Source organism: Geomicrobium sp. JCM 19038 (assembly GCF_000698125.1).
Lineage (GTDB): Bacteria > Bacillota > Bacilli > Bacillales > Marinococcaceae > Geomicrobium_A.
Window position 1 is genome coordinate 102,865 of the sequence record NZ_BAXA01000006.1, and the last position, 14,027, is coordinate 116,891.

Annotated in this window: 15 protein-coding genes and 1 pseudogene; 10 read left to right on the forward strand and 6 right to left on the reverse strand. The window is 41.1% G+C overall.

Translation table 11 applies throughout. The annotated features are described in order from the left end of the window. Positions 1-156: 156 nt before the first annotated feature. The 4 genes from JCM19038_RS09500 to JCM19038_RS09515 are packed head-to-tail and all read left to right on the forward strand — an operon-like array spanning position 157 to position 2,600. The gene (locus JCM19038_RS09500; protein WP_042417183.1) at positions 157-813 is read left to right on the forward strand and encodes a GntR family transcriptional regulator; all 657 of its coding nucleotides are present in this window, start codon (positions 157-159) and stop codon (positions 811-813) included. A 2-nt stretch (positions 814-815) separates the two neighbouring features. Beyond that, a complete protein-coding gene (locus JCM19038_RS09505) occupies positions 816-1,517 on the forward strand; it encodes a cysteine hydrolase family protein (protein ID WP_042417186.1) in 702 nt (233 codons plus the stop codon). After that, a complete protein-coding gene (locus JCM19038_RS09510) occupies positions 1,514-1,930 on the forward strand; it encodes a cupin domain-containing protein (RefSeq protein WP_042417189.1) in 417 nt (138 codons plus the stop codon). Before JCM19038_RS09505 ends, JCM19038_RS09510 begins: the two co-directional genes overlap by 4 nt. Continuing rightward, positions 1,923-2,600, forward strand: coding sequence for a cysteine hydrolase family protein (locus tag JCM19038_RS09515; RefSeq protein ID WP_042417192.1), 678 nt, complete (start codon positions 1,923-1,925; stop codon positions 2,598-2,600). The genes JCM19038_RS09510 and JCM19038_RS09515 overlap by 8 nt, the downstream gene beginning before the upstream one ends. A gap of 41 nt (positions 2,601-2,641) precedes the next feature. Here JCM19038_RS09515 and JCM19038_RS09520 read toward each other — a convergent pair whose 3' ends face one another. Next, entirely contained in the window at positions 2,642-3,304 is a 663-nt protein-coding gene (locus tag JCM19038_RS09520) for a TetR/AcrR family transcriptional regulator (RefSeq protein WP_042417195.1), read from the reverse strand. A gap of 185 nt (positions 3,305-3,489) precedes the next feature. On the opposite strand from JCM19038_RS09520, the pseudogene JCM19038_RS09525 reads away from it, so the two are divergent. The 5 genes and pseudogenes from JCM19038_RS09525 (at position 3,490) to JCM19038_RS09540 (ending at position 8,469) form a co-directional block, all read left to right on the forward strand. Further along, a pseudogene (locus JCM19038_RS09525) lies at positions 3,490-4,994 on the forward strand (BCCT family transporter). Between the two features lie 2 nt (positions 4,995-4,996). After that, on the forward strand, positions 4,997-6,739 hold the full coding sequence (locus JCM19038_RS09530) for a CocE/NonD family hydrolase (RefSeq protein ID WP_238554361.1): 1,743 nt from the start codon (positions 4,997-4,999) through the stop codon (positions 6,737-6,739). A 14-nt stretch (positions 6,740-6,753) separates the two neighbouring features. Then, positions 6,754-7,050 carry a hypothetical protein gene (locus tag JCM19038_RS23575; RefSeq protein WP_238554362.1) on the forward strand — a complete coding sequence of 99 codons (297 nt, stop codon included), beginning with the start codon at positions 6,754-6,756 and terminating at the stop codon, positions 7,048-7,050. A 120-nt stretch (positions 7,051-7,170) separates the two neighbouring features. Beyond that, positions 7,171-7,476 carry a metalloregulator ArsR/SmtB family transcription factor gene (locus tag JCM19038_RS09535; RefSeq protein WP_042417198.1) on the forward strand — a complete coding sequence of 102 codons (306 nt, stop codon included), beginning with the start codon at positions 7,171-7,173 and terminating at the stop codon, positions 7,474-7,476. A gap of 81 nt (positions 7,477-7,557) precedes the next feature. Next, the gene (locus JCM19038_RS09540; RefSeq protein WP_042417201.1) at positions 7,558-8,469 is read left to right on the forward strand and encodes a cation diffusion facilitator family transporter; all 912 of its coding nucleotides are present in this window, start codon (positions 7,558-7,560) and stop codon (positions 8,467-8,469) included. Positions 8,470-8,650: 181 nt separating this feature from the next. On the opposite strand, the gene JCM19038_RS20715 is transcribed toward JCM19038_RS09540, so the two are convergent. The 5 genes from JCM19038_RS20715 to JCM19038_RS09570 form a co-directional block, all read right to left on the reverse strand. Continuing rightward, positions 8,651-9,136 (reverse strand): MarR family winged helix-turn-helix transcriptional regulator, encoded by a 486-nt coding sequence (locus JCM19038_RS20715; protein ID WP_052361372.1) that lies wholly within the window; start codon positions 9,134-9,136, stop codon positions 8,651-8,653. Positions 9,137-9,153: 17 nt separating this feature from the next. Then, positions 9,154-9,951: an N-acyl homoserine lactonase family protein gene (locus JCM19038_RS09555; protein WP_052361375.1), complete on the reverse strand. Its 798-nt coding sequence runs from the start codon at positions 9,949-9,951 to the stop codon at positions 9,154-9,156. 337 nt (positions 9,952-10,288) lie between these two features. Next, on the reverse strand, positions 10,289-11,218 hold the full coding sequence (locus tag JCM19038_RS09560; protein WP_042417208.1) for a YitT family protein: 930 nt from the start codon (positions 11,216-11,218) through the stop codon (positions 10,289-10,291). A 30-nt stretch (positions 11,219-11,248) separates the two neighbouring features. Next, positions 11,249-12,163 (reverse strand): YitT family protein, encoded by a 915-nt coding sequence (locus JCM19038_RS09565; RefSeq protein ID WP_238554363.1) that lies wholly within the window; start codon positions 12,161-12,163, stop codon positions 11,249-11,251. 101 nt (positions 12,164-12,264) lie between these two features. Further along, positions 12,265-12,918, reverse strand: a complete 654-nt coding sequence (locus JCM19038_RS09570) for a TetR/AcrR family transcriptional regulator (RefSeq protein ID WP_042417210.1) — start codon at positions 12,916-12,918, stop codon at positions 12,265-12,267. A 128-nt stretch (positions 12,919-13,046) separates the two neighbouring features. Between JCM19038_RS09570 and JCM19038_RS09575 the strand changes: the two genes are divergently transcribed. Then, positions 13,047-13,787 (forward strand): SDR family NAD(P)-dependent oxidoreductase, encoded by a 741-nt coding sequence (locus JCM19038_RS09575; protein WP_042417213.1) that lies wholly within the window; start codon positions 13,047-13,049, stop codon positions 13,785-13,787. Positions 13,788-14,027: the final 240 nt, after the last annotated feature.

A 14,027-nucleotide genomic window follows, 5' to 3' on the forward strand; every position in this document is an offset into this window, starting at 1 on the left:
TAATTGTGTAAGTTTGTCTAACAGTTTTTTTATCATACTATTGATCAGACTACAAACTATCACCAAAAATCCATGTTAGAGAATGTCACAAATCAATTGAGAACCTGTAAAACTGACTATAAACTAACTTAAAATGTGATCACAAAAGGAGTGGGCATGGAAAAGATAAGCAAAAGAAAGTCCGACGAAATTTATTCGAAGCTTAAAGAAGATATTATCACCGGTGTCTTAACACCTGGAGAAAAACTTTCATTTCGAAAGGTTGCGCATAACTACAATGTAAGTATGATGCCTGTACGTGAAGCGATGACACGCTTACACGTTCAAGACCTTATCACTATCAATAAAAAAACAATCCGTATTAAAAAATTAACAGCTTCAGAAGTTGAGGACATTTTTCAAATGCGATTCAAGCTTGAAGCTATGGCTGTAGAAAAAGCCATGTTCAATATTGGTGATCAGGAGAAAGATGAATTGCTAAATACTATTGCAGCCATGGATCGTATGCGTCAACAACCTACAGAATGGCAAAAGCTTAACAAACAATTTCACTTACAATTATATCGATATGCAAATTCGAAAATCTTACAGTCAACTTTAGAGAATTTATGGTCATCAGTTGAAGCCTACATGCACCTTTATGTTGTTTCACGTTCTACTGACCATACTCTGGATATTTCTCATAAGGAACACCTCGAGTTAATTTATTTAGTCTACCGTAAAGAAGCAGCGCAATCTGTTGACTTGTTATACCAACATTTAATGAATACAAAACAAGTTATTTTACAAGAACTAACACAATTAGGAGGATGAACATGACCATCGACGCTCAACCTTACAATTGGCCGTATCATGGTCAATTATCATTCGAAGAAACGGCTCTCATTATTATTGATATGCAAATTGATTTTTGTGGAGAAGGTGGTTATGTTGACCGTATGGGCTATGATCTTTCTCTTACAAGAAAAGCAATTCAACCAATTAAAAGCTTGCTATCTGCTTATCGAGAACAAGACTTAACGATTATTCACACTCGTGAAGGTCACCGCCCAGATTTATCTGACTTACCCGACAATAAACGTTGGAGAAGCAAAAACATTGGAGCAGAAATTGGAAGTCATGGACCGGCAGGAAAGATTCTCGTTCGAGGTGAGAAAGGCTGGGGAATTATCCCTGAACTTGAACCTCTACAAGGCGAAATAATTATCGATAAACCTGGTAAAGGAAGCTTTTATGCTACAGACCTTGATTTAGTGTTACGTACCCGTGGCATAAAAAATTTAATATTAACAGGAATTACGACAGATGTTTGTGTCCACACAACGATGCGCGAAGCCAATGATCGAGGGTTTGAGTGTCTCATTTTAGAAGATTGCACAGGTGCTACCAAAAAATCCAATCATGATGCGGCTATTGATATGGTCAAAATGCAAGGTGGGGTATTTGGCAGTATAAGTCATTCTGATCATGTCATAAAAGTATTAAATTCCAATAAACAGGAGGCAATAAGTCTATGAAACAAGCATCAGTAAACACTTATGAATCACTAGAGTGGAACAAATTCACAGAACATATCGACGTGTACAATCAAGAAATTTTTTCTGCAGAAGAAGCAAACAACATTCAAGTCAATGTTAGTTCTATTTTACGAGAACATTTAAAGCCCGGCGGACAAGTTGTTCCGCATTATCACAGTGTTGCAGAAGTGATTCATATTACAACAGGTGAAGTTGAGCTTCTAAAAAATGGTGAATGGGTGCCTTATAAAGCAGGAGACACCTTTATTATTCCAAAAGAAGTTGTTCATTCAGTTAGAAACGTTGGAAATAAACCATCAGAACAAATAAGCGTTTTTCTGCCTGTAGAAGACAACACGACAGATAACTCTTTCTTTGATACCGTACTTGTGGAGTCTGAAACGAGTGTCTGAAATTGTTGTAAAGAAAAGCGAGCCCCACTCAATCCAGTTTGAGTTTGAAAAGTCTGCACTACTAATCATCGATATGCAAAATGAGTTTTTGTTGCCCGGAGGTTTTGGAGAAAGGTTGGGGAACTCTCTAGCAAATATCCAGTCTTGTATCGAACCCATTCAAGCAATCTTACAAAGCTACAGAAGACTAAATGGAATGGTAATCCACACCAAAGAAGGACATTCTACTGATCTTTCTGACTGTAACAAATCTAAACTAGAGCGTAGTCGTTTACAAGGTGCCGAAATAGGGGGTGAGGGTCCTTTAGGTCGTCTTCTCATCGCTGGAGAGTATGGGAACGAGATCATCGACAAACTCAAGCCTATTGAATCTGAATGGGTGATACAAAAGCCTGGTAAAGGTGCCTTCTATAATACAAACCTTGAAGAAACCCTAAGAGAAAATAACATAACTCACCTTATAGTAACCGGAGTGACAACCCATGTATGCGTGCATTCTACCGTTAGAGAAGCCAATGATCGAGGGTTTAATTGTCTCATTATTACTGATGGTACAGCTGCATTCGACCTCCAAGATCATCACTCTGCATTGCATATGATTACACAACAAGGTGGAATTTTCGGTTGGACAACCTCTGCCAACCAACTCATTCAAGCAATGCCCTCATAAGCACTGGAGACAGACCCCAACTGCAATAAAGCACTGGGGGTCTATCCTTCAAAATGATGGCTTTGATTGATGACATTCCTTATATAAATCATTGTTTCATGCTTCGCTTCTTCTGCTGTCATCTTCGTACGTTGATTTAAGATATTCATGAGCATTCCTTGCCAGATTAGCGTCGTCATTTGAGTCATTGCTTCGATATGATCTTTATGAATATGCCCTTCTTTGGCAGCAGCCTCAAGTAGAACCTCTCCTCTTGTTGCTACGTTCCTCTCGTAAAGAGCTGGTTTCAACGTTTCAGGGAAATCTATGATATCTGCTTCGTAAAGGTCATAATATTGTTCAAATAAATCTTGAGGTTCTCTTCCAATATTCATCATAAAAACCGTATGAAACAACCTCGGCTCACGGTAAGAATAATCACAAAAACACTCCCACCCAAGTAAATATTGCCCAATTGCTGTATCATCTTTTTTGATTGCTTCTAGAAATGACGTCGTGTACGGCTTCATAAATCGCATTGAAGCAAAAAAGATCAGATGGGACAATTCGGAAAAATAATTGTAAATCGTTGCACTATTATATCCCGCTTTATCAGCAATCTTACGAATTGTTATATTGTCATAACCTTCATCTTCAATAATTTCAGCAGTTGCTTCAATGAAATATTTCCACATTCTTCTTCGTTTAATATTTTTCTTATCCATATGCAAAACCCCTTACTGAAGTCATCACTACCTCTAGTTTAATCGAAACTTACGAAGCTTGTCAGTTGACCAGCTAGATCAGCACATATATAATCATGGTCATATAATAATCATGATTAAATTATAATCATGATAACATTAATCGATATAATGACTCTATTATTTTTCCTTGAAAGGGTGTTTAGATGAATCGAAGTAAAATTGATCCATTAATTTTTTGGTCATCAATTGTAGTAATCGTTCTCGCCTCACTACTTCTTGTGTTAAACCAAGACGTAGCCGAACCTTTCTTAAATGAAGTAATGGACGGTATTACAACACGTATGGATTGGGTTTTCCAGTTTATAACTTTCGGATTATTCATAGTTTTAGGGTGGCTTGCTTTCGGACCTTATGGAAGTGTAAAGCTTGGTGAAGGAAAACCCGAGTTTTCTACGTTTAGTTGGGGGGCAATGCTTTTTTGTTCGGGGATGGGAACAAGCATTATGTTTTGGTCTGTATTAGAACCCATTTACTATTACACAGGTCCTCCATTTGGAATCACTCCAGAAAGTACTGAAGCGGCAGACTGGGCTGTTACATATGGTCTCTTTCATTGGGGGTTATCCGCCTGGGCACTTTATGCATTACCGACTGTTGCCATTGCTTACTCCTTCTATGTTTCAAAAAGACCTTCATTGAAAATTAGCACATCCCTCGAAGGAGTCCTTGGCAAACATTCATATGGTTTGCTCGGAAAAATCATTGATATTCTCGTGATTTGGAGTCTTGTAGGAGGTCTAGGTACTTCACTTGGACTTGGGGTACCGATGGTATCCGCGGTAATCGGTGATTTATTAGGCATCGAGCAATCACTAGGATTGAGCATTTTAATCATTGTATTTTGGACCATTATATTTACAGCCAGCGCCTACTCGGGTTATACAAAGGCATTCGAAAATTAAGCGATATCAATGTATACCTAGCATTAGCTCTCGCCATTTTCATATTAATAGCGGGTCCAACATTATTTATTCTTTCAAATTTCACAAATAGTCTTGGTCTCATGTTCCAGAATTTTATCCACATGAGTTTTTATACTGATCCAAATGGCGGAAGTGGTTTTCCACAAATGTGGACGGTATTCTATTGGGCATGGTTTGCGGCAACTGCACCGTTTATTGGCTTGTTCGTGGCACGGATTTCTAGAGGACGTTCCATAAGACAGCTCATCCTATCGATTCTTTTATGGGGTACCGTTGGAAGTTGGATTTACTTTGCTGTGTTTGGTGGCTATGCCATTCACCTTGAAACGAACAATGTCTTATCACTTACAAACATACTAGCGAATGACGGTGAACAAGCCGTTATCGTAGAACTCTTGCGATCACTTCCTATAAGTACAATCGTTATGATTTTCTTTGTAGTGCTAGCTTTTATTTTCTTGGCAACTTCTTTGGACTCAGCAAGCTACGTCCTCGCTTCAATCGCAACCAAAGAACTTAAAGACGAGGAAGAACCTGCAAGATGGCATCGTGTAGTGTGGGGATTCATTCTTTCTATACTTGCAATCTCATTAATTAGTGTCGGTGCGCTTCGTGTCGTACAAACTTCAGCTGTTATTGTAGCTGTTCCAGTCGTCGTACTTTATCTATTGTTTACAATTTCACTCATTCGCTCATTAAAAAAAGATTTCCCTAAAGGAGGCTAATCATGGTATTTAACGTAAGAGATTCTAAGCTTACGATCAGAGAAAACTATCCACATGAAGTTGAGGTAATCGAGCACATTTGGATTCCTATGAAAGATGGCATTAGACTATCAGCAAAAATCTGGTTGCCTAAAGATGCTTACGATCAACCTGTCCCAGCAGTCCTTGAATACCTCCCGTATCGCAAGAATGACTTTACCGCTATACGTGACTCAATTCGACATCCATACTTCGCAGGTCATGGGTATGCCAGTATTCGTGTTGATATTCGTGGGACTGGTGACTCAGAAGGTATACTCTATGACGAATATTTACCACAAGAACAAGAAGATGCGATTGAGATTTTGAATTGGCTTGAACAGCAGACTTGGTGTACAGGCAACGTAGGAATGATTGGGAAGTCATGGGGTGGCTTTAATGGATTACAAGTTGCAAAACACCAGCCTAAGCAATTAAAAGCGGTTATTTCACTTTGTTCGACAGATGATCGTTATGCAGATGATGTTCATTACATGGGAGGCAATATTTTAGCTTCCGACATGTTGTGGTGGTCATCGACAATGTTTGCTTACAATGCTAGACCTCAAGACCCTTCTGTTGTAGGAGATTCATGGTTTGAACAATGGCTTGAGCGTCTTGAAAAGACTCCTCCTTATGTCGAAACTTGGCTTACTCACCAACATCGGACTGACTATTGGAAGCAAGGCTCTGTAAATGAAAGTTACGAGTCTATGACTGTTCCTGTTTTTGCAGTTGGTGGTTGGGCTGATGGTTACACCAATGCCATCTTCCGAATACTTGAGCACTTCACTGGGCCCAAAAAAGGACTGATCGGTCCATGGGTTCATGAATATCCTGAAGTCGCGATTCCAGGTCCTTCAATTGGTTTTTTACAAAAATGTGTGCGTTGGTGGGATCATTGGTTAAAAGGTGTCGATACTGGCATGATGGATGAACCGATGCTTACTGCTTGGCTACAAGAAAGTGTTGAACCCGCCGTTCACTACGAAGAGCGCCCTGGGAAATGGGTCTTTGAAGATTCTTGGAACCATAACAGTACAAATACGAAGCACCTCTCATTGACGAAAAGCGGCCATTTGACAAGAGAGAACACTCAAGAAGCTCCCATTGCCTTGACTAGCGTTCAGCAGCATGGATTGTACAGTGGTGTTTGGTGTCCATTCGGACAACCAGGAGATATGCCTTCAGATCAACGGATGGAGAATGGCTTGAGTACTACTTTTACTACTGATATTCTTACTAAACCAATGTCATTATTAGGCTTACCAAGTGTAGATGTGCGATTTTCATGCACAAAGCCAGATGCACTTCTTGCAGCACGGCTTTGTGATGTTGCTCCAGATGGTTCCTCTACGTTGATTAGTTTTGGCATGCTTAATTTAAATCATGTTAACGACCACGAACATCCAGTAGCACTTGAACCTGCAAAAGAGTATCAAGTTAACCTTCAATTGAATGCAATAGGGATTACGATTCCTAAAGGTCACCGTCTACAACTCTCGCTTGCGCCAACGTATTGGCCTCATGCTTGGCCGTCAAAAGAAGAAGCCGTTGTGACGATTCACACAGGAAAAGGAACGCAACTACATTTACCTGTGCGGTCAGAGGCGCTCATAAAGCCGATGGTGACTGGCCTTTTGATAAGCCTGAAGCAGCTCCTGTATTACCTAAAGAAATTCTTCGAGAAGAATCACGCGATCGTCGTGTTGATTACAACCTCCTAGAGGAGCGTTGGACATTGGACGATTTCTCTGATGAAGGAAAACGAAAATTGCCCACGAATGGTCTTGAGTACGGGAGCACGAACCGAAATGTCTACACGATACGTGAAGGTGACCCACAATCTGCGAGTGCACATTGTACATGGGCATTAACACTTGGTCGAGAAAATTGGCAAACAGAAATTCATACAGACAGCAGCATGACTTGTGATGATCAATACTTTTATTTAATAAATACGCTGAAAGCATTTTTGAACGACGACTTAGTTTTCGAAAAAACATGGAAAAAAGAAATACCAAGGCACTATCAATAATTGACGGGGACAGTCCCCCACTGCGTTAAAGCACTGGGGGACTGTCCCCATAATTTTGTCTTGAACTTACATTCCGAAGATGCTAATATGAGCATATGCTCATATAAAGGGAGTGGATTTATGGATCATTCATACATAGACCTTGATGAGGAAACACTATTTATCGTATCTCAAACGTTCAAAGCACTCGGCGATCCGACGAGAATAAGGATTTTGCATTTATTAGCGGAAAAAGAATGCTCAGTCGGCGAAATAGTGGAACATCTATCTCTCGGTCAATCTACGGTTTCTCATCAACTGCGCTTTCTAAAAAACCTTCGGCTCGTGAAATCCAGACGGGCAGGAACATCAATTTATTACTCGCCAGAAGATGAACATGTATTAAAAATTCTCGAGAAAACAATTCAGCATGCGACGCACGACTAAGCTCTTTTCCTCTGCGTCGTTTCACAATACCCATTACATGCACACATGATCATATAATACACTAAGAAAGGAGCTACACTTATGGGACACCATCATCACCATCACGGTCACGGACATCACCACCATCATCATCATGCCACCGGTGAGGCAAATAAGAAAAACTTAGTCTTTGCCATGATCATTATAGGTAGTTGGATGATCATTCAACTCTTTGGAGGTCTTTGGACGGGAAGCTTGGCTTTACTTGCTGATGCCGTGCACATGTTCAACGATTTCTCCAATTTACTTATCAGCTTCTTTGCGATCGTACTTGCCAGTAAAGCGGCAACGGCAACACGAACATTTGGTAACCATCGTTATGAAGTGCTCTCCTCTCTCTTCAATAGCGTCATGCTTCTCGTTATTGCATTTTTTATAATCCGTGAAGCAATACAACGATTTATTGAACCACAAGCCGTCATGGGTGGCGCAATGATTGTGATTGCCTTTATCGGACTTATTGCAAACATTGCTGCGTTGTTTGTTTTAATGCGTGGAGATGTGAAAAACAATTTAAATATGCGCGGCGCTTACTTACATGTGTTGTCTGATACACTCGGATCGGTCGCTGCAGTCGTAGCCGGAATTATTATTTTAACGACAGGGTGGTACTTCGCAGACCCAATCTTAAGTATTGTTATAGCACTGATGATTTCTCTATCAGCATTTCGATTATTAAAAGATACCGTTCACGTTTTACTTGAAGGAACGCCAGCTCACCTTGATGTCGGCGAGATTAAGAATGAATTGCTTTCGATTGAAGGGGTTGCAACTGTCAGTGATCTGCACATTTGGACGATTACTTCTGGAATCGAGAAATTAACTGTCCATTTAAAAATCAACTCAGATCAACCCTCAACTCACGACGACGTCCTCCATAAAGCAAAAACGTACGTTCACGATTCTCTACACATTGCTAAAAGTACAATTCAAATCGAGAGAGACCCACATTAAGGTCTCTCTCGATGTTTTGCGTTTTTAATGATTTTTACGATAATGCGAGATAGTAAGCCGAGCATAAAAAATGCGATGAATGGTAAAAGTGCTACGTCTGGATATGCCAACAACAGAAAGAAAAAATACACACTTAATAAAAGACAACACCAACTAATGATTTGTAACAGTGTAGCTAAAATCATAATTCCCCCGAATCGGGATCACCCTCATGTAACGAACGTTTTCTAAAGACAGAATGAAAATCGGTTTGCTCAATGTATTTTGTAAATAATTGATTCATGATGTTCAACTCTTCTTCTGTGTAAATTGATTGAATGTGTTTATACAACCGGTCTTCAATCTGTTTTACTGCTGTGCATTTTTGTCTTCCTTGATTGCTAAGACGATATCTTCTTGCCCTTTTATCTTGTTCATCGGTCTTGCCTTCAACGAGCCCGTTTTTCACTAACGTATTTACCAATCGTGAAGGACTGCCCGTTTCACAAATTAAATGTTGTCCAATTTCTTTTAGTGTAAGCATTGAGCGTTCATTTAACACAGTCAATACTTCTGCTTGAGATGGTGTTAAATCTAACTCTTTCAATTGAACGGTTAGTTCACGATTGCCCGCCCGTTGCATCGCTAAAATCTGATAGCGAAATTGTTCTTCTTGTTGATAATGCACCGAATTCCTCACTTTCGTTACAACGTTATCGTCATCGGCTTTATAGTAGTGTCGTGATTTGCAAATACATAATCGACTTCGCTTGCTTGTTGCTGAACCCAGCGCAATGACTGTTTTGCTTGCAGATCATCAACCGTAATCCCCGGTACGATCAATTCTTCCCACGACTGAGGACAATAGCCTGTATCATTCACGAGCAGCATCGATGCACGACTCGTTTTCAGTAAAACGCTGAACATGCCTCGGCTATGACCCGGCGTATGGATGAGTGTAACGCTGCCGTCACCAAACAGATCATAACTTCTACCGACAGGTCCTAGACCACTCTCTTCAAAATCAAACGTAATGAGCGATGCGCCTTTCCACATCGTTTTATTATAACGCATTCCTCGATTTGCAACCGTCCATTCCTCTGTGCTAACGAGAATAGATGATGCGTCTTGCACGTGACCTAGACCGCTGACATGGTCTGCATCAAGATGACTAAGTAGTACGTAGTCGAGGTCTTCCGCACGGTATCCTCGAGTTTGCAATAACTCTCGAATCGACTCACCTTCTGGCAAGACACCTTTAAACATAGAATGTGCTAACGTGCCTAAATGCTTTCGCTGATTCGTTCGGATCGCTTCATGCCACCCCGTATCAAGTAGTAGAAGGCCTTTTTGATGTTCAATTAAGTATGTAGAAACAGGTACCCATATTTTCTTAGAACTTCTCAACCAACCTGTATACGGTGCTGGATGCCATCCCTTTTCTTTGAGTGCTAACGCTCGATCAATCTGCACTTTCCCTGTATGCATGATATGTACGTTCAAATGATCTCACTCCCTTTTACATGACACGTCACTTAATCATACATGACGTGTCATGTATACACAAAGAAAAACAGCCTCTCGTACCAAAGAGGCTGTCTTCCTTTCACCCAAAGGCATGTGGGATTTTTATATAGATCTAAAGGGGTCTTCTTCACAGTACAAAAATTCCCCCATAGATACAATAGAATTAACGAACACTAAACAAAAAATTGAAACAATTTACATTCGCGCGGGGACTGTCCCCCTGCGCGGTGATGCTTTACTACACCGGGGGTCTGTCCCCCTGCGCGGCAACGCTTTACTCTACCAGGGGTCTGTCCCCCAGTGCGGTAACGCTTTACTCTACCGGGGGTCTGTCCCCCTGGTATGTTCTGGTTTCTTCGTAGTTTTCGTCTTCGCTCAATGCTTCGACTTCTTCTTCGATCTCTTCTTCAGTCGTCTCTACCGGTGGAGCGAAGAAAGTTCCGCCTGATACGTCTTTCACGTTGTGAACGACAACAAATGAATTCGGATCCACTTCTCGGATGAGGCGCTTTAACATGAGCAATCGGTAGCTCGGTACAACGACATACAAAATGTAATGTTCTTTTTCTGTAAACGTCCCTGAACCGTTGAAATACGTCGCACTAGAAGTCATATTGACGGTGACACGCTTTGCAATTTCTCGATACTCTGGTGAAACAATCGTGACGGCTTTCTTCGCGTCAAAACCACCAATCACATAGTCACTTGCGACTTTACCGATAAACAAAGCAATGATCGTATAGAGCGTATACAATGGGCCGATAATGAACACACCGGCAAACACTATGACTGCATCCATAATAAACGTCGTTAAAATTACATTCCACTCGTAACGTTGGGCGAGTAACCTGGCAATCGTTGACGTACCACCAATTGAGCTCCCAGCTTGAATGATAAATCCGAATCCGATCCCCATCGTAAGCCCGGCAAATATCGCAGCAACCAGAGGATCACCGAGTGGGGTTGTTACCATTCCCTCTGTTATAAAAATAAACAATGATAGCAGCGGAACATTAATCATCGTCTTCATGAACATGTTACGCGGTAAAAACTTAAAACTCACAAGCTGTAGCAAAATAAATGAAATAAACGTTATGACACCTGGAGACCATCCAAATGCGTAAAACAAAAGTAAAGCAATACCCAAAATCCCGCCATCTGCGATTTGGTTTGGCATGGCAAACACCGTGACAGAGAGCGCACAAAGCGCCGTCCCAAATAATACGAATATGGCTTGTTTCATATTGCACCTCCACCTAAAACAAGTGAAACTCTAGCGCCCTTTAAAGACGTTCGTTCGACCCGCTTGTTTTTCATAATATCGTTGTTCTTTTTGCTCCGTTCGAAACGTTTTCTGTGAAGGGTCATGCGCTTCATTAAAACTCCCCCCACTCACATCTTTAACCGTATGCACGACTGTAAACGCGTTCTCATCTACTTGTCGAACGATTTTCTTTAAGTAAAACAGACGTTGCTTAGGAATGGCAACATAGATTAAGTTTTCTTCTGAATTATCATGGTCGTTCGTCCCTTTCAAAATTGTCGTATGCGATCCGAGGCTTGTTCGAATCGCTTCCGCAACTTCCACCGTTTTCGGCGTGAAAATGTGAACAACCTTCTTTGACTCAAAGCCTTCAAGCACGTAATCTGTCACTTTTTTTCCGACGAACAATGCAAGTACCGTATACATCGTCATTAACGGTCCGATGATAAATACCCCTGAAAGTACAATGAGCGCATCTAATACGAAATTTGTCCCCGTTAGTTCCCAGCCGAACTTGTAATTGAGCATACGAGCAATCGTGGAGGTGCCTCCAGTCGTACTTCCAGATCGAAAGATAAATCCAAAACCGATTCCAGAAAAGAGACCTGTGAACAACGCCGCAAGCATAGGATCCGGAATGCTCTGACCTGTACCTTCAAATATGTAAATGAATAAAGAGAAAAGCGGGATTGTGACGAGCGATTTAATAATCATATCCCTTGGTAAATAGCGATAGCCAATTAATAGCGTGACTCCATTTGCAACGAGCGTTACGAGCGCTGGTGAGAGACCGAAACCATGGTAAAGCAAAAGCGCCAACCCTGGAACTCCCCCCTCAGCAAGGTTGTTCGGCATCGCAAACAAAGTGACAGATAAAGAGAAAAATAAAATTCCGGTAACGAGAAACACATAGTTTTTCAGCATAAAACAACCTACTTTCACAAAATCAACACAAGCACAGTTTATGATTCCCGTTTTTCCAGAGAAAAACACGTAAAAAACCGACAGGAACCTGATCCTGTCGGCTAAATTGGGGATGAATCGCTACGTACATAAGAAAGTATCATTTCTTTGAGCATTTCTTGTTGCTTGTGTGGGGCAATGTCTTCTTCTAAAAACGTAATCGGTGACTTTAATGTAATGTTGCTTCCGAACGTTCCATAACTGTTAACCGCGGTAATAATCGCCTCTTTTATCGGAATGTCACGGCGAAAAGAACCGTCTTCTGTCCCGTCGTCAACAAGATGCATAACGAGGTTGGCGATGCGTTTTTGCGTCTCTATATACTCCTCAATCGTGTCGAGAGGCTCGTCTGAGAACGAGGCATAGCTTTCAAATGCTTCACGAAACGTGGCACTCTGAGTGAGTGTATCATCTTCTCGAATCGTTAATAAATCAAAAATCTTTACGAGTCGCTCGAAAGCTGTCGTCTGTTGGTTCACCACGAACTCAAACGAGTGAATGTGCTTTTCAAGGTTGTAACTTGCAACAGTAACAATTAAGCGATCTTTCTTCGGAAAATAACGAAATAGCGTTGCAACCCCTATTTCTGCTTTATCGGCAACTTCTTGCATTTGCACCCGATCAAATCCTCGCTCAAGAAAAAGCTGCTCAGCCGCTTGAACGATGCTTTCATAACGTCTCGTTTTATTTTGCATGCGTTTTCCGTTAGTGGTCATAATAATCTCCTTTACTACAAACGATACCTTATTGTAGAGTACAAAATTATTGCCTGCAGGGAAAGCGAAGGGTATAATTAAAAATGATAGTTCATCTATCATAATTGTGAATAGGGAGGCTTTTTCAAATGAGACTTCAAAATAAAATTGCTTTGATTACAGGTGCCGGTAGCGGAATGGGTCAAGCAGAAGCCCTTCGTTTTGCTAAAGAAGGTGCAACAGTCATTGCCACAGACATTAATGAAGAAGCTGTACAACAAGTTGTAAAAACAATCACTTCAGCAGGTGGACAAGCTACTGCTTATAAACATAACGTCGCTTCAAATGAAGATTGGAAGCAGATCATGGCTGATGTTAAAGATCAATTTGGTCGCCTTGATATTCTCGTTAATAACGCTGGAATTTCATTACCTACACCTTTTGAGCAACAAACGGAAGAAGATTGGTCAAGAACGTACGGAATTAACATCAACGGCGTCATGTTTGGGATGCAACAAGCTATCCCACTCATGGAGGGAAATGGGGGTTCGATCGTGAACATCTCCTCCATCTCTGCATTAACAGGAATGGCTGGCGCCGGAGCGTACACAGCATCCAAAGGGGCTGTTCGCTCAATTACAAAGGCTGCAGCTGTTGATTATGGAAAGAAGAACATCCGCGTCAATTCCGTTCATCCAGGGTACATCATTACACCGATGAGCGCTCCTTCTATGGAACAATATAAAGATTATTTCTTAACGCAAGTCGCATTACCGCAACTTGGAAATGCTGAAGAAGTCGCAAATGCTGTCCTCTTCCTCGCTTCTGATGAAGCGAATCACATCACCGGTATTGAACTGCCCGTAGATGGCGGCGTAACGGCAAAGTAAGAACTCAAAAAGAACGTTGTCTCCTTTGACAACGTTCTTTTACTGTTAATCGAGCTCAAACAAGTAAGATCCCATCATAAAACATAACAATCACCACATAGCTGGTCTTATGGTAGAATTTCTCGCTTATGTTGACCAAAATTTATTGAAATCCCCTACATAAACCCCCTGGACTACTCTGTTTCTCAGACCAAGGAATTCCTCGCTCATCTAAGAACGTTCTCTTTTCAACGTGTACAT

Coding starts and splice junctions, on each gene's coding strand:
- JCM19038_RS09565 (WP_238554363.1), bottom strand. CDS start 12,163: ATGCTGAAAAACTATGTGTTTCTCGTTACCGGAATTTTATTTTTCTCT.
- JCM19038_RS09500 (WP_042417183.1), top strand. CDS start 157: ATGGAAAAGATAAGCAAAAGAAAGTCCGACGAAATTTATTCGAAGCTT.
- JCM19038_RS09530 (WP_238554361.1), top strand. CDS start 4,997: ATGGTATTTAACGTAAGAGATTCTAAGCTTACGATCAGAGAAAACTAT.
- JCM19038_RS09510 (WP_042417189.1), top strand. CDS start 1,514: ATGAAACAAGCATCAGTAAACACTTATGAATCACTAGAGTGGAACAAA.
- JCM19038_RS09575 (WP_042417213.1), top strand. CDS start 13,047: ATGAGACTTCAAAATAAAATTGCTTTGATTACAGGTGCCGGTAGCGGA.
- JCM19038_RS09540 (WP_042417201.1), top strand. CDS start 7,558: ATGGGACACCATCATCACCATCACGGTCACGGACATCACCACCATCAT.
- JCM19038_RS09560 (WP_042417208.1), bottom strand. CDS start 11,218: ATGAAACAAGCCATATTCGTATTATTTGGGACGGCGCTTTGTGCGCTC.
- JCM19038_RS09570 (WP_042417210.1), bottom strand. CDS start 12,918: ATGACCACTAACGGAAAACGCATGCAAAATAAAACGAGACGTTATGAA.
- JCM19038_RS09535 (WP_042417198.1), top strand. CDS start 7,171: ATGGATCATTCATACATAGACCTTGATGAGGAAACACTATTTATCGTA.
- JCM19038_RS09520 (WP_042417195.1), bottom strand. CDS start 3,304: ATGGATAAGAAAAATATTAAACGAAGAAGAATGTGGAAATATTTCATT.
- JCM19038_RS09505 (WP_042417186.1), top strand. CDS start 816: ATGACCATCGACGCTCAACCTTACAATTGGCCGTATCATGGTCAATTA.